The sequence below is a fragment of the Streptomyces natalensis ATCC 27448 genome (genome assembly GCF_000935125.1).
In the GTDB taxonomy this organism is placed as follows: domain Bacteria; phylum Actinomycetota; class Actinomycetes; order Streptomycetales; family Streptomycetaceae; genus Streptomyces; species Streptomyces natalensis.
In genome coordinates this window covers 19,954-44,365 of the sequence record NZ_JRKI01000017.1, presented here as the reverse complement: position 1 = coordinate 44,365, position 24,412 = coordinate 19,954, and the positions used below count along the sequence as shown (strand labels likewise).

Sequence of the window (24,412 nt, the reverse complement as noted above, 5' to 3'; positions counted from 1 at the left end):
CGGATGCAGTGACAGGAGGCAATACCGTGGCAGACCGCACGCCCCCGCTCTCCGTCGAGGAGCTCAGGGTCCTCGTCGACACCGGGGAGATCGACACTGTCGTCCTCGCCTTCACCGATATGCAAGGCAGGCTCCAGGGCAAGCGGTTCGCCGCCCGCTATTTCCTCGACACCGTTCTCGACCACGGCACGGAGGGCTGCAACTACCTCCTCGCCGTCGACGTCGACCTGAACACCGTCGACGGCTACCAGATGTCCTCCTGGGAGCGCGGCTACGGCGACTTCGCCATGCACGGCGACACCGCCACCCTGCGCCGCACCCCCTGGAACGCGGGCACCGCCCTGATCACCGCCGACCTCGCCTGGCACGACGGCTCCCCGGTCGTCGCCTCGCCCCGCCAGATCCTGCGCCGCCAGCTCGACCGGCTCGCCGAGCGCGGCTGGACCGCCTACGCCGGCACCGAGCTGGAATTCATGCTCTTCAAGGACACCTACGAGGACGCCTGGTCACGCGGCTACCGCGACATGAACCCCGCCAACCAGTGGAACGGCGACTACTCCGTCCTCGGCACCGGCCGCATCGAGCCCGTCCTGCGCCGTATCCGCAACGAAATGGGCGCGGCCGGGATGACCGTCGAGTCCGCCAAGGGCGAGTGCAACCTCGGCCAGCACGAGATCGTGTTCGTCTACGACGACGCCCTCACCACCTGCGACCAGCACAGCATCTACAAGACCGGCGCCAAGGAGATCGCAGCTCAGGAGGGCATGGCGCTCACCTTCATGGCGAAGTACGACGAGCGCGAGGGCAACTCCTGTCATATCCACCTCTCGCTCCGGGACGAGGACGGCCGGCCCGTCATGGCCGACGACGGTGGCCCGTACGGCATGTCGAAGACCATGCGGCACTTCCTCGCAGGCCAGATCGCCGCGATGCGCGATTTCACGCTCTTCTACGCCCCCAACATCAACTCCTACAAGCGCTTCCGCCCCGGCTCCTTCGCCCCCACCGCAGTCGCCTGGGGCCCGGACAACCGCACCTGCGCGCTGCGGGTCGTCGGCCACGGCCGCGCCCACCGCCTGGAGAACCGCCTGCCCGGCGGCGATGTGAACCCCTATCTCGCCGTCGCCGCCATGGTCGCCGCCGGGCTGTACGGCATAGAGAACGAGCTGGAGCTGCCCGAGGCCACCACCGGCAACGCCTACGCGGGCGACGCCGCGCACGTCCCGACCACGCTGCGCGAGGCCGCCGAGCTGTGGGAGGCCAGCCCGATCGCCCGCGCCGCCTTCGGTGACGAGGTCGTCGCGCACTACCGCCACATGGCCCGCGTCGAGCAGGACGCCTACGACGCCGCCGTCACGGACTGGGAGCGTTTCCGCTCCTTCGAGCGCATGTAAGGAACCACCGTGTCCCATGGTCTGCACGAGCTGAACATCCTCAACCCGGCCACCGAGGAAGTGGTGGCCACCGTCCCCCCCCCCTCGCCCGCCGAGGTCGACGCCGCCGTCCGCCGGGCCGCCGCCGCCCAGGAAGCCTGGGCCGCCGTGGCCCCCGGCGACCGCGCCCGCCTCCTGCGCCGCTTCGCCGACGCCGTCGACGCCCAGATCCCGCAGCTCGCCGAACTGGAGCTGACCGAGGCGGGCCACCCCCTGGGCAACGCCGAATGGGAGGCCGGCAACGTCCGCGATCTGCTGCACTACGCCGCCGGGGGAGCCGAGCGCCTGACCGGCACCCAGATCCCGGTCGCGGGCGGACTGAACATCACCGTCCAGGAGCCGCTCGGCGTCGTCGCGGTCATCGCCCCCTGGAACTTCCCGATGCCGATCGCCGCCTGGGGCACCGCCCCCGCGCTCGCCGCGGGCAACGCCGTCCTGCTCAAACCCGCCGAGACCACCCCGCTCACCGCGCTCAGACTCGCCGCGCTCGCCCTGGAGGCCGGGCTGCCCGAGGGCCTCTTCCAGGTCCTGCCCGGTGAGGGCCCCGTGACCGGCACCGCACTGGTCGACCACCCCGGCGTCGCCAAGGTCGTCTTCACCGGCTCCACCGCCACCGGCCGCCAGATCGCCGCCCGCTGCGCCGAACAGACCAAACGCCTCACCCTGGAACTCGGCGGCAAGAGCCCCAACATCGTCTTCGCCGACGCCGACCTGGAGGCCGCCGCGGCCGCCGCCCCCGGCTCCTTCCTCGACAACACCGGCCAGGACTGCTGCGCCCGCAGCCGCATCCTCGTCCAGCGGAGCGTCTACGACCGCTTCATGGAGCTGCTGGAGCCCGCCGTCCTGGCCTTCACCGCCGGCGACCCGGCCGACCCGGCCACCAGGATGGGCCCGCTGATCTCCGCCGCCCAGCGTGAGCGGGTACGGTCCTACGTCCCCGAGGACGCCCCGGCCGCCATCCGCGGCGAGGCCCCGGCCGGCAAGGGCTTCTGGTACCCGGCCACCGTTCTGGAGGGCCGCCCCGAGGACCGCAGCGCGGTCGAGGAGATCTTCGGCCCGGTCGCCGTCGTCATGCCCTTCGACGACGAGGCCGACGCCGTACGCCTGGCCAACGCCACCGACTACGGCCTCTCCGGCTCCCTGTGGACCCGCGACGTCGGCCGCGCCCTGCGCGTCTCCCGGGCCGTCGCGGCGGGCAATCTCTCCGTCAACTCCCACAGCAGCGTGCGCTACTGGACCCCCTTCGGCGGGTTCAAGCAGTCCGGCCTCGGCCGCGAGCTGGGCCCGGACGCGCTGCGCACCTTCACCGAGACCAAGAACATCTTCATCAGCACAGAGGAGTCCTCGTGAGTGACGACCAGACCGCAGTGTGCCGCCGCCTCGTCGGCCGTACCGCCGTGATCACCGGAGCCGGCAGCGGCATCGGCCTGGCCACCGCCCGCCGGCTGGCCTCCGAAGGCGCCAACGTCGTGTGCGCGGACATCGACGAGACGGCCGGCAAGAAGGCCGCCGAAGAGGTCGGCGGGCTCTTCGTCAAGGTCGACGTGACCGACTCCGACGAGGTCGAGGCGCTCTACAAGGCCGCCTTCGACACCTACGGCTCGGTCGACATCGCCTTCAACAACGCCGGTATCTCGCCGCCCGACGACGACTCCATCCTCACCACCGGACTCGACGCCTGGAAGCGCGTCCAGGAGGTCAACCTCACCTCCGTCTACCTGTGCTGCAAGCACGCCCTGCCCTATATGCAGCGCCAGGGCAGGGGCTCCATCATCAACACCGCCTCCTTCGTCGCCGTCATGGGCGCCGCCACCTCCCAGATCAGCTACACCGCCTCCAAGGGCGGCGTGCTGTCGATGTCCCGCGAGCTGGGCGTGCAGTTCGCCCGCGAGGGCATCCGGGTGAACGCGCTGTGCCCGGGGCCGGTCAACACCCCGCTGCTCAAGGAGCTGTTCGCCAAGGACCCCGAGCGCGCCGCGCGCCGCCTGGTGCACGTCCCGGTAGGACGGTTCGCCGAGCCCGAGGAGATCGCCTCCGCCGTCGCCTTCCTCGCCAGTGACGACTCCTCGTTCGTCAACGCCGCGGAATTCCTCGTCGACGGCGGAATCGCGGGCGCATACGTCACCCCGCTGTAATCTCACTTTCTGAAACCCCGTCACCTTCCGCCTTCGGTCACCGGGACCGGCACCACCACGTGCCGGTCCCGGTCTTCCTGTCCGGCATCTGGAGGACGAATGCGCATCCCCCACAGCCTCGCCACGGGCCTGACGGCGGCCACCGTGCTGGCCGCCACCACCCTCCCCGCCACCGCCGCGGCACACCCCCGCGCACCCGAACGCTGCCCGCAGCTCTCGACGACGATCCCCTGGTACGGCGACAACCGCGCCCGCCTCCAGAAAATGATCGACGAGCGCGGCACCTGCTCGGGCCACCACGGCCCGCGCCCCGTAGCCGCCTTCGACTGGGACAACACCGTCGTCAAGAACGACATCTCGGATGCCACGCTCGCCTGGGCGCTGCGCCACGACAAGATCCTGCGGCCCCGGAGCTGGAAGAACACCAGCCCCTGGCTCACCGACGCCGCCGACCGCGCGCTGACCAAGGCGTGCGGCACCGCCGTCCCGCCCGGCCGGCCGCTGCCCACCGCCGGGAACGCCCCCTGCACCGACGAGATCCTGGAGATCCGCGGCGAGGCCAGGACGATGGACGGCGCGGACGCCTTCGCCGGCAGCTGGAACCACCGCCGCACCAAACCCGAATACGCCTGGGTGCCCCAGCTGTTCGCCGGGCTGACCCCCGGGCAGCTCACCGCCTACGCCCGCCAGGCCCGCGCCGAGAACCTCGCCGCACCCGTCGGCGCCCAACAGACCGTCGGCACCCACAAGCTGGCCGGCTACATCCGCTACTACGATCAGCAGAAGGACCTGATCCGCACCCTCAAGGCCGCCGGATTCGACGTCTACATCGTCTCGGCCACCGCGGAGACGGTCGCCGAGGCATGGTCGGGCGGGGTCGGCGTGGACCCGGCACACACCCTCGGCGTCCGCAGCATCGTCCGCGACGGCAGGCTGACCACCGGCATCCGCGGCTGCGGCGACGTCAGGGACGGCCATGGCGAGGTGATCCCCTACATCGACGGCAAACGCTGCTGGATCAACCAGGAGATCTTCCACGTCAAGGGCGCCGCCGCCTGGCGGCAGCAGGACCGGGCGCACCGGATCGCGCTCGGCGGCGGCGACGCCGACACCGATGTCACCTTCGTCGGCGACGCCACCGGCGCCCATCTGGCCCTCAACCGCAACAAGAACGAGCTGATGTGCCGCGGCTACGACAACGCCGACGGCCGCTGGGTGGTCAACCCGATGTTCATCGCACCGCTGCCCCGCAAGTCCGGGAGCTACCCCTGCTCCACCGAGGGCGCCACCCGCCCCGACGGCAGCCTGGGCCCGCTGCGCCGCGCCGACGGCACCGTCGTACCCGACCAGAGCGACCGCATCCACGGCTGACCGCACCCAGGGCCGGCCGGAGCCGGGGCCGTACCGTCACAGGAAGGTGCGGCCCTCGCCCCGGTACGTCGGCACCGTCGCGACCACCCGGTCCCCGTCGACGAGGTGCAGCTCCGCGAACCGCTCGCACAGCTCGCCCGCCTTGGCGTGCCGGAACCACACCTTGTCCCCGAGCGCCAGCCCGTCCGCGGCCGCCCCCAGCAGCGGCGTCTGCACCTCGCCGGGCCCCTCCTGCGGGTCGTAGCGCAGCCCCGCCGGCAGATACGGCTCGGGCAGCCGGTCCGCGCCCGCCACCCCCGACGCCGGATAGCCGCCGCCCAGCACCGTGACGACCCCCGGGCCCGGCCGGCGCACCACCGGCTGGGCGAACAGCGCCGCCGGACGCCCGCGGAACGAGCGGAAGTTGTCGAACAGCCGCGGCACGTACAGCCCCGATCCGGCCGCGACCTCGGTGACCGCAGCCTCCGCCGCGGTGTGCTGCACACTGCCGGTCCCGCCGCCGTTGACGAACTCCAGCCGCGGCGCCACCGCCCGCACCGCCCGCACGGCCTCCCAGCGCCGCCGCGCCAGCTCCTTGCGCGCCGCCGCCTGCATCACCCGGACCGTCCGCGAGAACACCGGCTTCCCGGCGACCTCGTCGCCCACCCCCGCCACATGCCCCTCGTACGCCATCAGCCCCACCAGCCGGAACCCCGGACGGCGCACCACCAGCCGCGCCAGCTCCGCGATCCGCCCCGGATCCCGCAGCGGCGAGCGCCGCGCACCGATCCGCACCTTCCCGCCCAGCACCTGGTACGAGGTGTCCAGCTCCAGGCACACCCGGATCTCCTCGCCGGCACCGCCCGCCGGCCGCGCCGCATCGATCAGATCCAGCTGCGCCGGGTCGTCGGCCGTCACCGTCACCGCCGCCGCGAGCTTGGGATCGGCCGTCAGCTCGGCGAATCCGGCCCGGTCCGCCGACGGATACGCCAGCAGGACGTCCGGGAAGCCCGAACGGGCCAGCCACAGCGACTCCTCCAGCGTGAAGCTCATGATCCCGGCGAAGCCGTCCCGCGCCAGCACCCGCTCCAGCAGGGCCCGGCAGCGCACCGACTTGCTCGCCACCCGGATCGGCTTGCCCTGCGAACGGCGCACCAGATCGGCCGCGTTGGCGTCAAAGGCCCGCAGATCGACGACGGCCAGCGGCGCGTCCAGGTGGGCGGTCGCCCGGTCGTAAGAGGCTTTGTCGCCATATACCGCATCTGCGGCGGCGGGGTAGTGGGGCATGGCCGCAGCCTGCCAGAGTCGACTACCACTGGGTAGGGGAGAGATTGCGACAGAGCGGACACAGGTTGGAGCGTCGACGGCCGCAGCCCTTACAGTGTCGGCACGCCGCAACCAGCAGGTCAGCGGCATCATGTCCGGATACGAACCACCGTGCCCCGATTGCGGATCGGGGCCGGGCCGAAGCGGCGCAAGGGGGAGCGCGGGTGGGTACCGATGCCGACTGCGCGGGCACGCAGCACACCCCTCCCATACCCCCGCAGCCGCCGCGCCAGGACGCGCCGGCCGCACCGGCGCCGCCGCCCCGGCCCAGGCGCCGGCCCGCCTCACCCGACGCGGATCCACGGACCACCGTGCTGCGCGCGGTGCCCGCCGACCCGTCCGTGCCGCCGCGCCAGGACGCGCCGCCCGCACCGGCAACGCCACACCAGCCCGGGCGCCCGGCCGCCACCCCGCTGCCCCCGCAGGCCCCGCCGCGCCCCGCGATCCCGCCGCCCGCGCCGCTGCGCCCCCGTACGCAGCCGCCGGCCGCTCCGCGGACGCCGCCCCACCCGGCCGCCCCGCCCGCCCCGCCCGCGCCCCCGCGCCAGGCCCCGCAGGCCGCGCCGCCGCCCCCGCGCCAGGCTCCGCCGGCCGCTCCGGCAACGCCACCCCCGCCCAGGCGCTCCGCGTCCTTCCAGGACACGGCCGCCTTCCACCTCGCCAACAGCCAGGCGCTCTGGAACGGCGGCCGGGCCCGCGGCCGTACCCCCGCCGCGCCGCCGACTCCCCGCCCCTCCCGGCCGGTTGGCGCGGCCACCGGACCGTATCGGGGCGCCGCCGGCCCGTCGGCCGCACCTGGAGCGCGAGCGCCCCGGTCCCGCCGTCGCCGGCTGGCCATCGCCGCCTGCCTGGTTCTCGGCATGGGTCTGATCGGCGGTGCCGCGGCCGGGAGTTGGCTCACCGGCGCCGCCGACGCGGCCCCCACCCCCGCGGACTCCTTCGCCAAGGGCCGCGACCTGTGGCACGACACCCCCGTCGACACCCTCTTCCCGCGCACCATCGACGGCCTGGGCGTCGGCCCCGGCGGCTCCGACCGGCGCTGGACCCGGATCGCCGTCGCCCCTGACGGCGGCTGCGCGCAGGCCCTCGACCCGGCCCTGGCCAAGGCGCTCGCCCCGGCGGGCTGCACCCGGCTGATGCGCGCCACCTATACCGACGCCACCCGCTCCAGCGTCATCACCGTCGGCGCCCTGACCACCAAGTCCGACGCACCGGGCATGCTGAAGCTCAACTCCCGCTTCAGCACCGACAATCTCGGCGCCCGCACCACCATGCTGCCGCTGCCCTATGCCGCCAAGGGCACCCCGGCCGCCGGCTTCGGCCGCGCCCAGCGCGCGAGCTGGACGGTCCGCATCCTCACCGACGTCCCGGTCGTCGTCTACGCCGTCTCCGGCTTCGCCGACGGCCGCACCGTCACCGACCCGCAGCCCGCAGAGTCCGCGGTCCGCCCCGGCACCACCACCGCGCCCGCCGAGTCCGGGCTCGGCAACGACGCCAAGGCGCTCGCCGACCGCACCGAAGCCATCCTGCGCAAGGCGGCGGGCATCCCCGGCCAGACCACGGAGGAGCCGTGAGCCGTCCGACCGTGCGGCGCGCCGCCGCTCTCGCCCTCGCCTCGGCCGCCCTGACCGTCCTGCCGTCGCTGTCCGCCCGCGCCGACACCGTCCGCGCCCAGGAATGGGCGTTGCAGGCGATGCACGCCCAGGACGCATGGCGCGCGACCAAGGGCGCGGGGATCACCGTCGCGGTCCTGGACACCGGAGTCGACGCCACCCAGCCCGACCTCACCGGCCAGGTGCTGCCCGAGAAGGACCTGGTCGGCTTCGGCGCCGGGCCCGGCGACCGGCAGTGGGCCGACCACGGCACCGGTATGGCCAGCGTCATCGCCGGCCACGGCCACGGCGCGGGCCGCCAGGACGGCGTCCTCGGCATCGCCCCCGAGGCCAAGATCCTCCCCGTCCGCGTCATCCTGGAGGACAAGGACCCCCAGCGCGACCGGGCCCGTACCGAAAAGGCCGGGGCCCTCGCCGACGGCATCCGCTGGGCCGCCGACCACGGCGCCGATGTGATCAACATGTCCCTGGGCGACGACAGCGAGACCGCCCACCCCGAGCCGCGCGAGGACGCCGCGATCCAGTACGCCCTCGGCAAGGGCATCCCCGTCGTCGCCTCCGCGGGCAACGGCGGCGAGAAGGGCGACCACATCTCCTACCCCGCCGCCTACCCGGGCGTCATCGCCGTCACCGCCATCGACCAGCAGCGCCGGCGCACCCCGTTCTCCACCCGCCACTGGTACGCGACGGTCTGCGCACCCGGCGACACCATCATCATGTCCAACCCGGACCGCACCTACTACAACGGCAACGGCACCAGCCCCGCCGCCGCCCTGGTCTCCGGCACCATCGCCCTGATCCGCGCCCAATACCCCCACCTGAGCCCGGCCCAGATCAAACAGCTCCTGGCCGCCACCGCCCAGGACACCCCCCAGGGCGGCCGCGACGACGCGTTCGGCGCCGGTCTGGCGGACGCCTCCGCCGCCCTCGAACGGGCCGCCGGCCTCAAGCCCGCGCCCGAGAAACCGGCCCCCGCCGCCTACGCCAGGCGCTACTTCGGCCCCGGCCCCACCCCCGAGCCCGACGGCATCGGCAGCCCCGCGTCCTGGATCCCCTGGACCGCGGGCGGCATCGGCGTCCTCCTCGTGACCGCCGGCACCGTCCTGTGGCGCACCCGCCCCCGCACCTGACCGGCACCCGGCGGCCCCGCGCGGCGGGCGCACGAACCCCAGCCGATACGCTCACCGGCGTGCAGAAAAACATCCCCGACCCCGGCTTCGGCGACGACGACGGCTCCGCCGATCCGGCGGTGACCGAGGCGCTGGCCGCCTACGACCGGGACCGGAGCACCGAGCCCGGTCTGCTGTCGGCGCTGGCCGGCGCGCGCGTCCTGGTGCCCGTCGTCGCCGTGCTCGGCGAGGTGGAGACCGGGGCGGACGGGCTCAAGCGCGAGAAGACCAGCGATATGGCCGTGCCCACCCTCACCGCCCCCGACGGCCGCCGCGCCCTGCCCGCCTTCACCTCCATGGAGACCCTCGTTCGCTGGCGCGCCGACGCCCGCCCGGTGGCGGTGCCGATGCGCCAGGCCCTCCTGGCCGCCGCCCACGAGAAGGCCGACACCGTCGTCATCGACCTCGCCGGCCCGGTGACCTACCAGCTCACCGGCGCCGCCCTGCGCGCCCTGGCCGAGGGCCGCACCACCGCCGACCCGCTGGCCGATCCGGCCGTCACCGGCGCGCTGCGCACCCTGCTGGCCGCCGAACCGGCCGTTGCGCTCGCCCGTCTCCTGCCGTCCGACGAGACGGACGCGACCCTCGCCCTCGGCCTGACGCCGGACGCGCCCACCGCCGAGGTCGCCCAGCGGCTGGCGCAAGCGCTGGCCACCGACGAGGTGCTGCGCGCACGCCTGGTCCGCGGCCTCGACCTGGCCCTTCTGCCACCGGGTACAGACGGCGCCGACACCCCGCTCTACCGCCGCTGACACCGGCCGGCCGCGCTCCCTCCGACGGGCGCATCCGCCTCCCCGGGCTCACCATGAGAAGAGCTCAAGATCGCAGAGCTCTTGATCCGCGGGAGGAGAGCCCATGGAGACCACGCAGACCCGGACCCTCGTGGCCGAATTCCTCGGCACGCTGCTCCTGGTGTTCTTCGGCGTCGGCGCGGCCGTGCTGGCGGGCGAATACATCGGCACCTTCGGCATCGCGCTGGCCTTCGGCTTCGTCATGCTGGCGCTGGCCTATGCCCTCGGCCCGATCTCGGGCTGCCACATCAATCCGGCCGTCACCCTCGGCATGCTGCTGGCCCGCCGGATCGGCGTCCGTACGGCCGCCGAGTACTGGATCGCCCAGCTGCTCGGCGCGATCGTCGGCTCCGCCCTGCTCTTCCTGGTCGCCAAGCAGGTGCCGGGCCTGGGGACCCACGACGCCTTCGGCACCAACGGCTGGGGCGACCGCTCGGCGGTGCACCTCAACCTGGGCGGTGCGTTCGTCGCCGAGATCGTGATGACGTTCCTGTTCGTCTTCGTGGTGCTGTCGGTCACACACCGGGTGGCCGTGCTCGGCTTCGGCGGCCTGGCGATCGGCCTGGCGCTGGGCACCGTTCACCTGATCGGCGTCCCGCTGGACGGCACCTCCGTCAACCCGGCCCGCAGCATCGGCCCGGCCCTGTTCGCGGGCGGCGGCGCCATCGCGCAGCTGTGGCTGTTCATCCTCGCCCCGCTGATCGGCGGCGCACTGGCGGCCGTGGTGCACCAGATCACCCACCCGCCCCACGAGCCCCGTCAGATCGCGGACGAGGCGGCCACCGACGAGTCCGCGCCGGGCGAACGCGTCTAGAGCGGCCACCGGCACATCCTTCCGCCCTCGTACGACGACGCCCTCGTACGACGATGCCCTCGTACGACGACGAGCCCCGGCCACAGCGGCCGGGGCTCGTCGGGGTGCACACGGCGTCGTGGCGGTCAGCCGTGGACGGGACCGGTGAACTTCTCCCCGGGACCCTGCCCCGGCTCGTCCGGCACCACCGACGCCTCCCGGAAGGCCAGCTGGAGCGATTTGAGCCCGTCCCGCAGCGGCGCGGCGTGGTACGAGCCGATCTCGGTGGCGCTGGCCGTGACCAGTCCGGCCAGCGCATGGATGAGCTTGCGGGCCTCGTCCAGGTCCTTGTGGTCCTCGCCGCCCTCGGCGAGCCCGAGGTTGACCGCCGCCGAACTCATCAGATGCACCGCGACCGTCGTGATCACCTCGACCGCCGGCACCTCCGCGATATCGCGGGTCATGTCCTCGAAGCCGGGGCCCGACGGGCCGGCCGGATCCGCCGGGTGCGCGGCGGGTTGCTCGGGCTGCTGCGGGGTCGTCTCGCTCATGTCCTGGTGCTTCACTTCCTGCTGAGGGGAATGCCTCCAGCCTAGGACGCCCGCCGCCGGACCCCGCGGCCGGGAGTGCGGGCGCGGAAGCGCGGGGCGAGAAGTGGGGTTCCCCCCTTGACTCGTGTATTCTGGGTGAGCGACCGGCCGGACACCTATGTGACCGGCCCACAAGTGGAGGCTCCGATCTCCCACCCGGCCGACCTCAGGTTGGCGGGTCAATGGTCCGGCTGCGCCCCGCGGAGACTTCGCGGCGGTGCTCCTGGTTCAGTTCCGGAGCCCCGCCTGTGTCCCGTCCGGGGCGTTTTGCATGTACCGGCGCGGTTGGTCACACCTAAACAGACATATGCGCGGCAGTCCGCCAGGCCGTCGCGTGGTGCTACCGAGGAGGATCCATCAGCACCGAGCCCCGCATCAACGACCGGATTCGCGTTCCCGAAGTGCGACTTGTCGGTCCCAGCGGCGAGCAGGTCGGGATTGTTCCGCTTGCCAAGGCCCTGGAGCTTGCTCAGGAGTACGACCTCGACCTGGTCGAGGTGGCGGCGAGTGCACGTCCGCCGGTCTGCAAGCTCATGGATTACGGCAAGTTCAAGTACGAGTCGGCCATGAAGGCCCGTGAGGCGCGCAAGAACCAGGCGCACACGGTCATCAAGGAAATGAAGCTCCGGCCGAAGATCGACCCGCACGACTACGACACCAAAAAGGGTCACGTCGTCCGGTTCCTCAAGCAGGGTGACAAGGTCAAGATCACGATCATGTTCCGTGGTCGCGAGCAGTCCCGCCCGGAGCTCGGTTTCCGTCTGCTCCAGCGGCTCGCGGAGGACGTCCAGGAGCTCGGCTTCATCGAGTCGAACCCCAAGCAGGACGGCCGCAACATGATCATGGTCCTCGGTCCGCACAAGAAGAAGACCGAGGCGATGGCCGAGGCCCGTGAGGCGCAGGCCGCCCGCAAGGCGGAGCGCCAGGGCGGAGCTCCCGCGGAGGAGCACGCCGAGGAGCCCGCCGGGGAGCCCGCCGAGGCGTGATTCGCGGGCGTGCGCCCCGGATGAAAGCCGGGGCACCCGCCCCGGACACCAACCGATACATCTGACGCTCCCGCGGGCCGCCCCGTGCCCGGTGGGAGCGCCACTGACGAGGAGAGAACGGCGCATGCCGAAGAACAAGACGCACAGCGGTGCCAGCAAGCGGTTCAAGATCACTGGCTCCGGCAAGGTGCTGCGCGAGCGCGCAGGCAAGCGCCACCTGCTCGAGCACAAGTCGTCCCGCGTGACGCGTCGCCTCACCGGCAACGCCGAGATGGCCCCGGGCGACGCCGCGAAGATCAAGAAGCTTCTCGGCAAGTGAGCCGCGGCGCCCCGAAGACCCGGGGCGCGCGACTCGGACCGGGACTCAATCGACTCGGGCCGCGTGAATACATCCGCGGCCCCGCTACAAGGAGTTAACAAGTGGCACGCGTCAAGCGGGCAGTCAACGCCCACAAGAAGCGCCGGGCGATCCTCGAGCAGGCCAGCGGCTACCGCGGCCAGCGCTCCCGCCTCTACCGCAAGGCGAAGGAGCAGGTCACCCACTCGTTCGTCTACAACTACAACGACCGCAAGAAGCGCAAGGGCGACTTCCGTCAGCTGTGGATCCAGCGCATCAACGCCGCTGCCCGCGCCAACGGCATGACCTACAACCGCTTCATCCAGGGTCTCAAGGCCGCCAACATCGAGGTGGACCGCAAGATCCTGGCCGACCTCGCGGTGACGGACGCCAACGCGTTCGCCGCGCTGGTCGAGGTCGCGCAGAAGGCGCTGCCGAGCGACGTCAACGCCCCGAAGGCTGCCTGATCCTCAGCCCGAAGACGTGGTGACGACGCGGCGATGACCACGTCGCGATGACGACGTGGTGACGACGCCGTCGTGATACGGACCCGCAGGCCCGGCCTGCGGGTCCGCCGTGTTTCCGGACCGGGCAGCCACGGCCCGGCCCCCGTACCGAGCGAAAAGAAGCGAGCCGCCGCCCATGGGCACCCCCGAGCTGATCTCCCCGCGTTCCCCGCGTGTCTCCGCCGCCCGGCGGCTGGCGCGCCGCGCCTTTCGCGGCAAGGAGCGCCGGTTCATCGCCGAGGGCCCGCAGGCCGTACGGGAGGCCATCGCGCACCGCACGGACGGCGTCCCCACGCTCATCGAGCTGTTCGCCACCGTCGAGGCGGCCGAGCGGCACGCCGAGATCGTCGAGGCGGCCCGCGCGGCCGGGGTGCGGGTGCACTTCGCCGACGACAGGACCGTCGCCGAGATCTCCCAGACCGTCACCCCGCAGGGCCTGCTCGGCGTCTGCCGCTTCCTGGACTCGCCGTTCGAGGACATCCTCGCCGCCCGCCCGCAGCTGATCGCGGTGCTCGCCCACGTCCGCGACCCGGGCAACGCGGGGACGGTGCTGCGCTGCGCGGACGCCGCGGGCGCCGACGCCGTCGTGCTGACCGACGCCTCGGTGGACCTGTACAACCCCAAGTCCGTACGGGCCTCGGTCGGTTCGCTCTTCCACCTCCCGGTCGCGGTCGGCGTCCCCGTGGAGCGCGTGGTCGACGGGCTCAAGGGGGCGGGCGTACGGATTCTGGCCGCCGACGGCGCGGGCGACCGCGACCTGGACGGCGAGCTGGACGCCGGTTCCATGGGCGGCCCCACCGCCTGGGTCTTCGGCAACGAGGCGTGGGGCCTGCCGGAGGAGACCCGGGCCCTGGCCGATGCCGTCGTCCGCGTCCCCATCCACGGCAGGGCCGAGAGCCTCAACCTCGCCACCGCCGCCGCGGTCTGCCTCTACGCCTCCGCGCGGGCCCAGCGCTCGGCCGGCGGCTGCCGCGCGGTGTCACCCGCCTGAGGGGTGTCCGGCGGATCTCCTGGCACAGGAGATCCGAGCTAGTAGGGTGGCGTGCTCGGGGGCCCGGAAGGGGGTAACGGGGATGGGTGTGAGGACTTCCGGCAGCACAGTCACCAAGGACAACGGGCCGTCGGCCGCCGAGGGACCGTCGGCCGCCGCGGGCCCCGGGCTCGACCCGGACGACCTGCCCGACGGCCTGGTGGTCGCCGATGAGACCGGGCGGGTGGTCACCTTCAACGCCGCGGCCGCCCGGATCACCGGCATCGACCCCCGGCGCGCCCTCGGCCACCCCCTGGAAAGAGCCCTGCCCCTCCAGGACCTCGAAGGCCGCGCCTGGTGGCAGCTGACCTCCCCGTACGGCGGGCTCGCCATCCGGCGCGGGCAGCCCGAGCGCAATCTGCTGCTCGGCGGGCGCGAGGTGCTGGTCTCCGCCCGTTATGTCCGCAGCGGTCCCACGGGGCCCGTCCAGCGGCTGGTGATCGGGCTGCGCGGCACCGAGGCCCGGCGGCGTACGGAGCTCAGCCACGCCGAGCTGATCGCCACCGTCGCCCACGAACTGCGTTCGCCGCTGACCTCCGTCAAGGGCTTCACCGCCACCCTCCTCCAGAAGTGGGAACGCTTCACCGACGACCAGAAGCGGCTGATGCTGGAGACGGTCGACGCCGACGCCAACCGGGTCACCCGGCTGATCGCCGAACTGCTGGACATCTCCCGGATCGACTCCGGGCGGCTGGAGGTGCGCCGCCAGCGGGTGGACATGATCGCCGCCGTGCGCCGGCACGTCCAGGCGCAGACCACCGCAGGCCAGCAGCCCGACCGCTTCCTGATCCGGATGCTGGAGCCGCTGCCCGATCTGTGGGCGGACCCGGACAAGGTCGACCAGGTGCTGGGCAACCTGCTGGAAAATGCGGTGCGCCACGGCGAGGGAACCGTCACCATCGAGGTCGGACCAGCATCGGAGGCGACGAGCACGGAGGGGACGACCGTCACCGTGAGCGACGAGGGCCCCGGCATCCCGGAGGAGTCGATGAGCCGTGTCTTCACCCGCTTCTGGCGGGGCAGCAAGCGCGGCGGCACCGGCCTGGGCCTGTACATCGTCAAGGGCATCGTCGAGGCACACGGCGGCACGATCACGGTCGGCCGGGCCCCCGCCGGCGGCGCACAGTTCCGATTCAGCCTGCCCGTCGCGGCTCCGGCCTTCATGGGCTGACGGAGACGGCGGCGGGCGTCCCCAGTGACGGGGCTCGGACCTGCCGCGTCGGCCGTCCCCCTTAGACTTGACCTTTGGCACCTTTGGCGCACCAGCATCGCGGGCGAGCCGAGGCGACGCGAGCCAAGCCAAGCCAGTCCACCGGAAGCACGGGAAGAGATGTCCGCACCCAATAAGTCGTACGACCCTGTCGAGGTCGAAGCCCTGAAACCGGAAGAGATCGCCGCCCGGCTGGACGAGGCGCTGGCCGCCATCGCCGCCGCGGACTCTCTGGAGGCACTGCGTGAGGTGAAGGCCGCGCACGCCGGCGACCGCTCGCCGCTCGCCCTGGCCAACCGCGAGATCGGCGCCCTGCCCCCGCACGCCAAGGCGGACGCCGGCAAGCGCGTCGGCCAGGCCCGCGGCCGCGTGAACCAGGCCCTCAAGGCCCGCCAGGAGGAGCTGGAGGCGGAGCGCGACGCCCGCGTGCTGGTCGAGGAGGCGGTGGACGTCACGCTGCCCTACGACCGCACCCCGGGCGGCGCCCGGCACCCGCTGACCACCTTCATGGAGCGGGTCGCCGACGTCTTCGTCGCGATGGGCTACGAGGTCGCCGAGGGCCCCGAGGTCGAGGCCGAGTGGTTCAACTTCGACGCCCTGAACTTCCTGCCGGACCACCCGGCGCGCCAGATGCAGGACACCTTCTTCGTCCAGGGCAACGGCAAGAAGGGCGATGAGTCCGGCGTCGTCCTGCGCACCCACACCTCGCCGGTGCAGGCCCGTACGCTCGTCGACCGCGAGCCGCCGGTCTACGTCGTCTGCCCGGGGCGGGTCTACCGCACCGACGAGCTGGACGCCACGCACTCCCCGGTCTTCCACCAGATCGAGCTGCTCGCCGTCGACGAGGGCCTGACCATGGCCGACCTCAAGGGCACCCTCGACCACATGGTCCGGGCGCTGTTCGGCCCGGACATGAAGACCCGGCTGCGGCCGAACTACTTCCCGTTCACCGAGCCGTCCGCCGAGATGGACATGGTCTGCTACGTCTGCCGTGGCGAGTCCGTGGGCAACCCCGACCGGCCCTGCCGCACCTGCTCCAGCGAGGGCTGGATCGAGCTCGGCGGCTGCGGCATGGTCAACCCCAAGGTGCTCATCGCCTGTGGTGTGGACCCGGAGAAGTACAGCGGTTTCGCTTTCGGGTTCGGCATCGACCGGATGCTGATGTTCCGGCACAACGTGGAAGACATGCGTGACATGTTCGAAGGCGACGTCCGGTTCACCCGGCCGTTCGGGATGGAGATCTGATGCGGGTCCCGCTTTCTTGGCTGCGGGAGTACGTCGACCTGCCGGCCACGGCAACCGGTCGTGACGTACAGGAAAAGCTCATCGCGGTGGGCCTGGAGGTCGAGACCGTCGAGCGCCTCGGCGAGGGCCTCAAGGGCCCGCTCGTCGTCGGCCAGGTGCTGACCATCGAGGAGCTGGAGGGCTTCAAGAAGCCGATCCGCTTCTGCACCGTCGACGTCGGCGACGCCAACGGCACCGGCGAGCCCCAGGAAATCGTCTGCGGCGCGCGGAACTTCGCGGTCGGCGACAAGGTCGTGGTCGTGCTCCCCGGCGCCGTCCTGCCCGGTGACTTCAAGATCGCCGCGCGCAAGACCTACGGCAAGAAGTCGCACGGCATGATCTGCTCCGGCGACGAGCTGGGCATGGGCGACGACGGCACGCACGGCATCATCGTGCTGCCGCCCGAGTACGAGGTCGGCACCGACGCCATCGAGCTGCTGGAGCTCGTCGACGAGGTGCTGGACATCGCCGTCACCCCGGACCGCGGCTACTGCCTGTCGATGCGCGGTGTGGCCCGCGAGACCGCCACCGCCTACGGGCTGCCGCTGCGCGACCCGGCGCTGCTGGACGTCCCGCCGCCCAACGCCGGCGGCTACCCCGTCAAGGTCGCCGACCCGATCGGCTGCGACCGCTTCACCGCCCGTACGATCACCGGTCTGAACGTCGAGGCCCGCTCCCCGATCTGGCTCCAGCGCCGCCTCCAGAAGGCGGGCATGCGCCCGATCTCGCTCGCCGTCGACATCACCAACTACGTGATGCTGGAGCTCGGCCAGCCGCTGCACGCCTACGACCGCGCCACGGTCGACGGCCCCATCGGCGTCCGCCGCGCCACGCCCGGCGAGAAGCTGACCACTCTGGACGGCACCAAGCGGGTGCTGGACGCCGAGGACCTGGTCATCACCGACAACCGCGGCCCCATCGGCCTCGCGGGTGTCATGGGCGGCGCCAACACCGAGATCGCCGGTGCGGTGGCCGACCCGGAGACCGGACAGCTGCGCGGCACCACCGACATCGTGGTGGAGGCCGCGCACTTCGACGCGATCACCATCGCCCGTACGGCTCGCCGGCACAAGCTCTCCTCGGAGGCCGCCAAGCGCTTCGAGCGCGGGGTCGACCCCGAGGCCGCCTCCGCCGCGGCGCAGCGCACCGTCGATCTGCTGGTGCTGCTCGGCGGCGGCACCGCCGAGGACGGCGTCACCGAGATCGTCTCGCCCCGCGGACCGCGCACGATCTCCGTGGCCGCCAACCACCCCGACAAGGTCGCCGGTGTGGAATACGGCCGGGAGACCGTCGTCCGCCGCCTCCAGCAGGTCGGCTGCGACGTCTACGGGCAGGACGAACTGGTCGTCACCGTGCCGTCCTGGCGGCCGGACCTCTCCGACCCCAACGACCTGGCCGAAGAGGTCATCCGGCTGGAGGGCTACGAGAACCTCCCCTCCACCCTGCCGAAGCCGCCGGCCGGCCGCGGGCTGACCGAGCGTCAGCGGCTGCACCGCCGGGTCGGCCGCGCGCTGGCCGGTGCGGGCTATGTCGAGGCGCTGAACTACCCGTTCACCGGCCCGCAGATCCTCGACCAGCTGGGCATCGAGCCGGACGACCCGCGCCGGGTCGCCGTCACCCTCGTCAACCCGCTGAGCGACGAGGAGCCGGACCTGCGCACGACCCTGCTCCCGGGGCTGCTGGGCGCGCTGCGCCGCAACCAGGGCCGGGGCACGCACGACCTCGCGCTGTTCGAGACCGGCCCGGTCTTCCGGCCGACCGGCGACGAGAAGCCGGCCGCCCGGCTGGTGGTCGAACGCCGGCCGAGCGACGACGACATCGCGTCGCTGGACGCCTCCCTCCCGGACCAGCCGCGGCGCGCCGCCGTGGTCCTGGCCGGCGGCCGCGAGCAGGCCGGCTGGTGGGACGAGGGTCGCCCGGCGATCTGGGCGGACGCCGTCGAGGCGGGCCGTATCGTCGCCCGTGAGGCGGGCGTCGAGCTGATCGTGCGTCAGGACCAGCACGCGCCGTTCCACCCGGGCCGCTGCGCGGCGCTGCTCGTCCTCGTCGACGGCGAGGAGGTCCTCGCCGGCCACGCCGGTGAGCTGCACCCGCGGGTCATCAAGACCCTGGCCCTGCCCGAGCGCACCTGCGCGATGGAGATCGACCTGGACCACATCGAGCGGGCCGCCGCCGGGCCGCGGCGCGCCCCGCGGATCTCGGCCTTCCCGGTCGCGACCCAGGACGTGGCGCTGATCGTGGACGACAGCGTCCCGTCGGCGGATGTCGAGTCCGCGCTGCGCGACGGCGCCGGCGCACTCCTCGAATCGCTGCGGCTGTTCGACGTCTTCACCGGCGACCAGCTCGGCGAGGGCAAGAAGTCCCTGGCCTACGCGCTGCGCTTCCGCGCCGAGGACCGCACGCTGACCGCCGAGGAAGCCTCGGCGGCCCGCGATGCGGCGGTCGCGGCGGCGGTGGAGCGCACGGGGGCCGTGCTGCGCGGCTAGCGCAGATCCGCCGTGAGACCCGGGGGCCGTGCGCATACCGCGCACGGCCCCCGGAGCCGTTTCCGGGCCCGTACGCCCTCACCCGTTCGAGTGGGATACCGGACAGGCCCGCCGCACCGGCCCCGGACGCCGTAAGAATCGTGGCGGTCGAACTAGGGGGACCATCGCCATGATCCGGGCCTGGGCGAGGGGCGGGCAGTCCACGGGTGCGGTGCGCGTCCGACGGGCCGTCGTCCTGGTCCTGCCCGGTGTGTGGGTCCTCGGTGTGGTGCTCTGGGAGCTGTGCCGGCCGAGCAGTGGTCAGCTGCTCCAGCTGCTGGCCGCCGCGCCCGCCATCGCCTGCGCCGGCACCGGCCGCCGCCAGTGCGTCCTGCTCGGCGGGGTGTGCGCGCTGCTCGCGATGCTGCCGTTCGGCGCGGTGGAGCCCGCGGCCCCGCTCGGCACCCGGGCCACGACCTGCGGGGCGATCCTCGCCGTGGTCGGCGCCAGTTACCTGACGGCGGGACGCCGCCGGCGGCTGCTGCGTGAGCTGGCGCGCAGCCGGGAGGTCGCCACCGCCACACAGCGGGTGCTGCTGCGGCCGCTGCCGTCCCGTATCGAGGGGCTGACGCTGGCCGCCGGCCATCTCTCCGCGAGCGAGGGAGCCGTCGTCGGCGGGGATCTGTACGAGGTGACGGCGACCCGGCACGGCGTACGGGCGGTGATCGGGGACGTCCGCGGGCACGGCCTGCCGGCCCTCGGCTCCGTCGCGGCGCTGCTCGGCAGCTTTCGCGAGGTGGTGCACGACGAGCCCGAACTGACCGGTGTGCTGCGCAAGTTGGAGCGGTCGCAGCGTCGGCAGCTGTGCGAGCGGGCGGACAGCGGGCAGGCGGCGGACGGCGCCGCGGAGGAGTTTGTCACGCTGCTGTTGGTGGAGGTGGCCCAGGACGGCGCGGTGACGGCGCTGAACTGCGGGCACCCGTGGCCGTACCGGATCGGCGGCGGGGAGCCGCGGCCGGGCCCGGCGGTCGCCCCGCTGGCGTCCGTGGAGCCGCTGCCGCCACTGGGGCTCTTCCCGCTGCCCGACGCACTGCCCACCGTCGGCTGCGGCCGACTGGGGCCCGGCGAGGCGCTGTTCCTGCACACCGACGGCGCGGCCGATGCACGCAACGGCGCGGGCGAGTTCTTCCCCCTGGAGCACGAACTGGCCGCGGCCGTGCGAGCGGCGGGCGGCGCGCCGTCGCTGGTGGTCGCCGGCGTACGGGAGGCGCTGCTGCGGCACTGCGGCGGGCGGCTGACCGATGACGTGGCGCTGGTGGTACTGCGCAACGACCCGGCGCGGGTGCCGGCGCAGCAGCCGTCGCCGCGTACGCCAACTCCCGTTGCCGTCATGCCCCGTGGGAAGCGCGGTTCGCTGCGCTGAAGGCCCTGGTGCCCGCCCTGTTACGCGGCCTGTCGGCCGGCAGGGCCGGGGGCGACATGGTGGTGTGAGCCGCCGGGCGCGGCACCGCTGTTGGCCCTGCTCCGGAGTGAACTCCCCCTGAAACAATGCCACTTGGCGGCGCCGCCGCGCGCATCTAGTAAGGGTAGAACCCCGACCCCGACTTGCGGCCGAGCCGCCCCGCGTCCACCATCCGCGCGAGCAGCGGGGGAGCGGCGTACAGGGGCTCCTTGTACTCCTCGTACATGGTGTCACCGTGCGCGGATACCGCTCTCACCTGCGGTTTCAGGGCCCGCTCGGGGTCTTCGGGGCGTCCAGGGACTTCTCAGGGACATTCGGTTGCGGATCTTGATCGAACCACTCGTCCATGGCGGCGAGGCCCCGCTTGCCCGCGTCGGGCATGAAGTGAGCGTAGTGCTTCAGCGTGGTCTGCGGCGAGGCGTGCCCGAGCCACTCCGACACGCTGACGAGCGACTCGCCGGCTTCGAGCTGGGTACTCGCGTACGTGTGCCGGAGGACGTGGAACATGTCGGCGCGGGAGAGTTCGTAGACGGGGTACCTACGGGTGCGGCCTCCGTGCGTTCCGACCTTCTCGCCGGCCTTCTTCAGGCAACCGGCCGCCGCGAGTGCGGGCTGCCAGCTTCGCTTGTTCCACGTCGCGTAGTTGATGCGATTGCCCTGGGAGGTGCTCAGGACCAGCCGGACGGTGATCGGTTTGCGCTGTCGCGCTTCCAGCTCGGTCGTCGGCGGCTCGGGGTCGCGCCACGGGAGCGTGAAGGAGACCGAAGGGAAGCGGCGCAGGTGGTCCTGGACGCGCTTTGCGAGGTTGGGGGAGAGGGGAACAGATCGCGTCTTCCCGCCCTTCGGCAGGCAGAAGTACGGCCTTCCCTTGGAGTCCCACCGCAGCTGTCGGCGGATGTGTACGAGGCCGGCATCGAAATCGAAGTCCTCTTCGCTGAGGCCGAACGCCTCGCCTTGGCGCAGGCCGAGGCCGACGCCGAGGTCCACCGCGATGTGGTATCGCTCCTGAAGGCCAGCCCGGACAGCATCCACGGTTGACCTGGACCACGCCTTGGCCCTCTTCTGCGAGGGCTTGGGCGCTTTGACCGTCCGGTGAGCCTTGCAGGGGTTCTTGATCAGTCGTCCGTCGTCGACGGCAGCTTCGAGGATCGTGGAGAGGTGAATCCAGATCACCTGGGCTGTGGATGCCTCGACCCGCGTCAGCAGCTGGGCCGTCCAGGCGCGCAGGGTGGCAGCGTCGATCTCCCGGAGCGCTGTTGTTCCCAGCAACGGCATGATGTGGTTCCAGATCTTGCTGCGCATCGGGGCGGCGGTCGATGGTTCATCCGACCGGTTCGGCCACCAGTGCTTCTCGATGTACTGGCCGAGGGGGAGCGTTCCGTCGCGGGGGTCGACGAACTCGCCACGTGTGGTGTCGGTTCGCGCATTCGCGAGCCACTGCTTCGCGTCCTCGCTCGTGTCGAACGAGCGGTCCCGGACGCCCGGAATACCCTTCACCCGGTAGCGCTTGCCCTTGCCCCACAGGGCTGTTCGCTCCCGCTTCCCGGTGTCCTTGCTGGGCTTCTTCTTGAGCCAGCGGTCTTCTATGTACCCCGCCAAGGGAAAGTTCTCCTGCAGTCTCAATACGAATTTTTGTATGGCATGGTGGGAATCTGCGCGTCGGCACGCCGAAAGGTCGAGGTGCTACCTTCGGACTTATGCACAGCCTTCAATGAGTGCGAACTGCGCGCTGCTCCGGCTTCTGACGGAGGGGGTTGCGAGCAGCGTTGGAACGTGAATCCGCCTGCTCCTGCTCTATGACCCATTCATTGAGCGCGGAGATCCGGTACATAACGCGGCCCCCCATGCGGAAGCTCGGCGGACCCTGCCTTCGGTGGCGCCAGACGTACAGGGTGTTCGGCGAAATTCCGAGATGTTTGGCTGCCTGGTTCAGATTCAGGAACGCGGCTTCATACGTGGACGTGATCTGGTCGTGCATTCCGGTCTCCAGGGTGCGAAGCATCGATGCACGCCATGATCCGGAGAAGTTCGGGTTTGGTGAGGCCGGGAAATTCTGGTAGCGCGTCTACTGGGGGCCTCGGAAGGTGCTGAGATGCGGCTCTTGCTCTCGGGCATAGCACTCCATGGCGCTCGTCCATCCTCTCGTTGAGCTGCGGTTTTGCCAGTACCCGTACGTTGACATGGTCTCCGAACAGGTCTCCAGTCGTGGGCGTCTGCCGTAGGCGAACTGCCGTGAGCCAGGACCGGCGTCTACCTCGGCGATGGTGAACCCGCAGAGGGGCGATACATGTGGAAGCCTCGATATACACTCGCTGGGCGAGGTGCCAGGTGTGGATGGTGAATAGGTACGGTCCCAGCCCGCTATCTGCCGAGATGGTTTTCCTTTGTACTCGTAATGCGTAGGTCTCGGGTTCGAATCCCGAAGGCGGCTCGGATTAACCCCAGGACTCACTCGCCGTGACCTGGGTTTTTCTTTTGTCTGGACTCGGCGGGCCGAAACTCGATGATCTTCGCTCCGTCCTGCGTGCCCGTTGCGTGCCCATCCTGTTCGGCAACCTCTTCGGCCGTCCCGGCAAGCTGAGCGAGAGCCTGCTTGCGGGCAAGGCGACACAACTGGAGATCGACCGGGCCGCCGCACCGCCGCCCGTCGGCCGGCGCTCCACCCCCGAGGAAGCAGCCACCCACCCAGGGCTTCGGCGAAGTCGGTTGTTGTCCGTTTCGTGATCACGTAAGGCCGAGGAGCGCGAGGGGCCGGCGTGGGTCGCGGGCATTTCGGCGGAGGCCGGCGGCGATGTTCGTGACGCCGCCCAGCCGTAGGGCTCCGATGGCGAGGTTGCGCCAGGTGGCCATGACGCGGGGCGCGTTGCCGGTCCGCAGCTGGGAGGCGTCCTCGGCGAACGTGGTGTCCCGGACATGGTGCAGGGCCTCGATCGCCCAGTGACCGCGCGCGAGTGCCGCGAGCTGGGTCGCGGGGGCCTGCTCTGCAGTCAAACTGGTAACGGCGTAGACGGTCTTGATGGTGGCCTTACCAGTCTTGCGGTCAGTGCGCCGGCGCTTGATCTGGACGGCCTGCCGGGCGCCGGGGAAGAGCAGGTTGTGCACGGTGGCGACTTTGATGCGGCGGATCTCAGAGCGTCCGTGGCTGGTGCCCTTGGTGTGGCCCTGGAGCGGGATCTCCCGCCAGGGAAGGGACTTGAGCTGCTTACGGAGCTTCTTCTGGTTGCCCTTAACGATCACGATGTAGTCGGTGCCGCGGCCCAGGAGGTAGGCGGCGTGCTCGCGCTGAGTGTGCATCGCGTCGCTGGTGACCACGGTGCCGGTGAGGCTGGCAACCGTGTCTAGCAGCGGCTGGAAGCAGGTGATCTCGTTCGTTTTCTCCTCTACGTCCAGCTGGGCCAGGACAAGGCCGGTGGTGTGGTCCAGCGGCGCGCAGGTGGATCTTGCGGCCCCTGGCCTTGGCCGCGCCGCGCAGGCTCTTGCCGTCCACGGCCAGTCCTCGCAGCCCGGCAGTACCAGTCGTCTCGGGGCGACGGTCGGCGAGCCAGCGGCCCACCGACCGGTCCAACGCGTCGCCGTCGATCCGGGCGAGCAGGCGCCGAACGGTCGTCTCCGCCGGCAGGCACCGACGCGGGGTCAGGGGGTCGATGCGCACGCCGACCTGTTCCAGCACGTGCGAGGGGGTGTCGGCGATCCACTCGCCGACTGCCAGCAGCGACGTCGCACCAGCCAGCACGGCGCAGGCGGTCAGGGCGAGAACGACGACCAGGGAATGCCGCACTCCGCGTGGGTCACGGGGATCGGGCACCTCGGCCAGGCGCTCCAACAGCCCTGACACGTCCTCGGGCGCGACCTGTGGGTGCTCACGGAGTTGATCAAGAGCAGGTGGGATCGGTGATGATGCGTCGGCTGGCACAGTCTTCCAGGCAAGTCAC

General features: G+C 71.9%; 21 protein-coding genes and 3 pseudogenes. 17 read left to right on the top strand and 7 right to left on the bottom strand.

Going from position 1 to position 24,412, the window contains the following annotated elements:
- The first annotated feature begins 26 nt into the window (after window positions 1-26).
- The 4 genes from SNA_RS11360 to SNA_RS11345 all read left to right on the top strand — a co-directional run bounded on the left by SNA_RS11360 (window position 27) and on the right by SNA_RS11345 (window position 4,939).
- Window positions 27-1,394: a glutamine synthetase family protein gene (locus SNA_RS11360; protein ID WP_030066729.1), complete on the top strand. Its 1,368-nt coding sequence runs from the start codon at window positions 27-29 to the stop codon at window positions 1,392-1,394.
- A gap of 9 nt (window positions 1,395-1,403) precedes the next feature.
- On the top strand, window positions 1,404-2,783 hold the full coding sequence (locus SNA_RS11355; RefSeq protein WP_044364644.1) for an aldehyde dehydrogenase family protein: 1,380 nt from the start codon (window positions 1,404-1,406) through the stop codon (window positions 2,781-2,783).
- Entirely contained in the window at window positions 2,780-3,568 is a 789-nt protein-coding gene (locus tag SNA_RS11350) for a 3-oxoacyl-ACP reductase (protein WP_030066731.1), read from the top strand. Before SNA_RS11355 ends, SNA_RS11350 begins: the two co-directional genes overlap by 4 nt.
- A 99-nt stretch (window positions 3,569-3,667) precedes the next feature.
- Window positions 3,668-4,939: an HAD family hydrolase gene (locus SNA_RS11345; protein ID WP_030066732.1), complete on the top strand. Its 1,272-nt coding sequence runs from the start codon at window positions 3,668-3,670 to the stop codon at window positions 4,937-4,939.
- 36 nt (window positions 4,940-4,975) lie between these two features.
- Here SNA_RS11345 and SNA_RS11340 read toward each other — a convergent pair whose 3' ends face one another.
- Window positions 4,976-6,205, bottom strand: a complete 1,230-nt coding sequence (locus tag SNA_RS11340) for an amino acid deaminase/aldolase (RefSeq protein ID WP_044364640.1) — start codon at window positions 6,203-6,205, stop codon at window positions 4,976-4,978.
- 203 nt (window positions 6,206-6,408) lie between these two features.
- Between SNA_RS11340 and SNA_RS39390 the strand changes: the two genes are divergently transcribed.
- The 4 genes from SNA_RS39390 to SNA_RS11320 all read left to right on the top strand — a co-directional run bounded on the left by SNA_RS39390 (window position 6,409) and on the right by SNA_RS11320 (window position 10,631).
- The gene (locus tag SNA_RS39390; RefSeq protein ID WP_241779612.1) at window positions 6,409-7,818 is read left to right on the top strand and encodes a hypothetical protein; all 1,410 of its coding nucleotides are present in this window, start codon (window positions 6,409-6,411) and stop codon (window positions 7,816-7,818) included.
- Window positions 7,815-8,987 carry a type VII secretion-associated serine protease mycosin gene (gene mycP, locus SNA_RS11330; RefSeq protein ID WP_044364636.1) on the top strand — a complete coding sequence of 391 codons (1,173 nt, stop codon included), beginning with the start codon at window positions 7,815-7,817 and terminating at the stop codon, window positions 8,985-8,987. Before SNA_RS39390 ends, mycP begins: the two co-directional genes overlap by 4 nt.
- A 59-nt stretch (window positions 8,988-9,046) precedes the next feature.
- Complete coding sequence (locus SNA_RS11325) at window positions 9,047-9,778, top strand: SseB family protein (protein ID WP_030073534.1); 732 nt, start codon at window positions 9,047-9,049, stop codon at window positions 9,776-9,778.
- A gap of 103 nt (window positions 9,779-9,881) precedes the next feature.
- Entirely contained in the window at window positions 9,882-10,631 is a 750-nt protein-coding gene (locus SNA_RS11320) for an aquaporin (protein WP_030073536.1), read from the top strand.
- A 125-nt stretch (window positions 10,632-10,756) separates the two neighbouring features.
- Here SNA_RS11320 and SNA_RS11315 read toward each other — a convergent pair whose 3' ends face one another.
- Window positions 10,757-11,161, bottom strand: coding sequence for a DUF1844 domain-containing protein (locus tag SNA_RS11315; RefSeq protein ID WP_044364867.1), 405 nt, complete (start codon window positions 11,159-11,161; stop codon window positions 10,757-10,759).
- A gap of 344 nt (window positions 11,162-11,505) precedes the next feature.
- On the opposite strand from SNA_RS11315, the gene infC reads away from it, so the two are divergent.
- From infC to SNA_RS11275, 8 genes are all read left to right on the top strand, one after another.
- The gene (gene infC / locus SNA_RS11310) at window positions 11,506-12,186 is read left to right on the top strand and encodes a translation initiation factor IF-3 (RefSeq protein WP_078969842.1); all 681 of its coding nucleotides are present in this window, start codon (window positions 11,506-11,508) and stop codon (window positions 12,184-12,186) included.
- 124 nt (window positions 12,187-12,310) lie between these two features.
- Entirely contained in the window at window positions 12,311-12,505 is a 195-nt protein-coding gene (gene rpmI / locus SNA_RS11305; RefSeq protein WP_006607578.1) for a 50S ribosomal protein L35, read from the top strand.
- 101 nt (window positions 12,506-12,606) lie between these two features.
- Window positions 12,607-12,990, top strand: a complete 384-nt coding sequence (rplT, locus tag SNA_RS11300) for a 50S ribosomal protein L20 (protein ID WP_044364631.1) — start codon at window positions 12,607-12,609, stop codon at window positions 12,988-12,990.
- A gap of 175 nt (window positions 12,991-13,165) precedes the next feature.
- Window positions 13,166-14,020, top strand: a complete 855-nt coding sequence (locus SNA_RS11295; RefSeq protein ID WP_030073548.1) for a TrmH family RNA methyltransferase — start codon at window positions 13,166-13,168, stop codon at window positions 14,018-14,020.
- Window positions 14,021-14,102: 82 nt separating this feature from the next.
- Window positions 14,103-15,230, top strand: coding sequence for a sensor histidine kinase (locus tag SNA_RS11290; protein WP_030073550.1), 1,128 nt, complete (start codon window positions 14,103-14,105; stop codon window positions 15,228-15,230).
- A 159-nt stretch (window positions 15,231-15,389) separates the two neighbouring features.
- A complete protein-coding gene (gene pheS, locus SNA_RS11285) occupies window positions 15,390-16,514 on the top strand; it encodes a phenylalanine--tRNA ligase subunit alpha (RefSeq protein ID WP_030073551.1) in 1,125 nt (374 codons plus the stop codon).
- A complete protein-coding gene (gene pheT / locus SNA_RS11280) occupies window positions 16,514-19,039 on the top strand; it encodes a phenylalanine--tRNA ligase subunit beta (protein ID WP_044364629.1) in 2,526 nt (841 codons plus the stop codon). The genes pheS and pheT overlap by 1 nt, the downstream gene beginning before the upstream one ends.
- A gap of 169 nt (window positions 19,040-19,208) precedes the next feature.
- Window positions 19,209-20,441, top strand: coding sequence for a PP2C family protein-serine/threonine phosphatase (locus tag SNA_RS11275; RefSeq protein WP_044364627.1), 1,233 nt, complete (start codon window positions 19,209-19,211; stop codon window positions 20,439-20,441).
- 154 nt (window positions 20,442-20,595) lie between these two features.
- On the opposite strand, the pseudogene SNA_RS39385 reads toward SNA_RS11275, so the two are convergent.
- From SNA_RS39385 to SNA_RS39380, 3 genes and pseudogenes are all read right to left on the bottom strand, one after another.
- A pseudogene (locus SNA_RS39385) lies at window positions 20,596-20,712 on the bottom strand (3-hydroxyacyl-CoA dehydrogenase family protein); the annotation flags it as partial.
- A gap of 32 nt (window positions 20,713-20,744) precedes the next feature.
- Window positions 20,745-22,079 (bottom strand): tyrosine-type recombinase/integrase, encoded by a 1,335-nt coding sequence (locus tag SNA_RS11270; protein ID WP_063894076.1) that lies wholly within the window; start codon window positions 22,077-22,079, stop codon window positions 20,745-20,747.
- Between the two features lie 109 nt (window positions 22,080-22,188).
- Window positions 22,189-22,458, bottom strand: coding sequence for a helix-turn-helix transcriptional regulator (locus SNA_RS39380; RefSeq protein WP_078969841.1), 270 nt, complete (start codon window positions 22,456-22,458; stop codon window positions 22,189-22,191).
- 479 nt (window positions 22,459-22,937) lie between these two features.
- On the opposite strand from SNA_RS39380, the gene SNA_RS42200 reads away from it, so the two are divergent.
- On the top strand, window positions 22,938-23,204 hold the full coding sequence (locus tag SNA_RS42200; protein WP_157879889.1) for a hypothetical protein: 267 nt from the start codon (window positions 22,938-22,940) through the stop codon (window positions 23,202-23,204).
- A gap of 159 nt (window positions 23,205-23,363) precedes the next feature.
- Here SNA_RS42200 and SNA_RS43755 read toward each other — a convergent pair.
- Together SNA_RS43755 and SNA_RS43750 are read right to left on the bottom strand one after the other, a co-directional pair.
- Window positions 23,364-23,870 (bottom strand): annotated as a pseudogene (locus SNA_RS43755) (ISAs1 family transposase); the annotation flags it as partial.
- 208 nt (window positions 23,871-24,078) lie between these two features.
- A pseudogene (locus SNA_RS43750) lies at window positions 24,079-24,258 on the bottom strand (transposase family protein); the annotation flags it as partial.
- Between the last annotated feature and the right edge of the window lie 154 nt (window positions 24,259-24,412).

Excerpts from the sequence above, each read along its gene's own strand:
- SNA_RS11345 (WP_030066732.1), top strand. The coding sequence starts at position 3,668 with ATGCGCATCCCCCACAGCCTCGCCACGGGCCTGACGGCGGCCACCGTG.
- SNA_RS11340 (WP_044364640.1), bottom strand. The coding sequence starts at position 6,205 with ATGCCCCACTACCCCGCCGCCGCAGATGCGGTATATGGCGACAAAGCC.
- SNA_RS11320 (WP_030073536.1), top strand. The coding sequence starts at position 9,882 with ATGGAGACCACGCAGACCCGGACCCTCGTGGCCGAATTCCTCGGCACG.
- SNA_RS11315 (WP_044364867.1), bottom strand. The coding sequence starts at position 11,161 with ATGAGCGAGACGACCCCGCAGCAGCCCGAGCAACCCGCCGCGCACCCG.
- rpmI (WP_006607578.1), top strand. The coding sequence starts at position 12,311 with ATGCCGAAGAACAAGACGCACAGCGGTGCCAGCAAGCGGTTCAAGATC.
- SNA_RS11295 (WP_030073548.1), top strand. The coding sequence starts at position 13,166 with ATGGGCACCCCCGAGCTGATCTCCCCGCGTTCCCCGCGTGTCTCCGCC.
- SNA_RS11290 (WP_030073550.1), top strand. The coding sequence starts at position 14,103 with ATGGGTGTGAGGACTTCCGGCAGCACAGTCACCAAGGACAACGGGCCG.
- pheS (WP_030073551.1), top strand. The coding sequence starts at position 15,390 with ATGTCCGCACCCAATAAGTCGTACGACCCTGTCGAGGTCGAAGCCCTG.
- pheT (WP_044364629.1), top strand. The coding sequence starts at position 16,514 with ATGCGGGTCCCGCTTTCTTGGCTGCGGGAGTACGTCGACCTGCCGGCC.
- SNA_RS11275 (WP_044364627.1), top strand. The coding sequence starts at position 19,209 with ATGATCCGGGCCTGGGCGAGGGGCGGGCAGTCCACGGGTGCGGTGCGC.
- SNA_RS39380 (WP_078969841.1), bottom strand. The coding sequence starts at position 22,458 with ATGCACGACCAGATCACGTCCACGTATGAAGCCGCGTTCCTGAATCTG.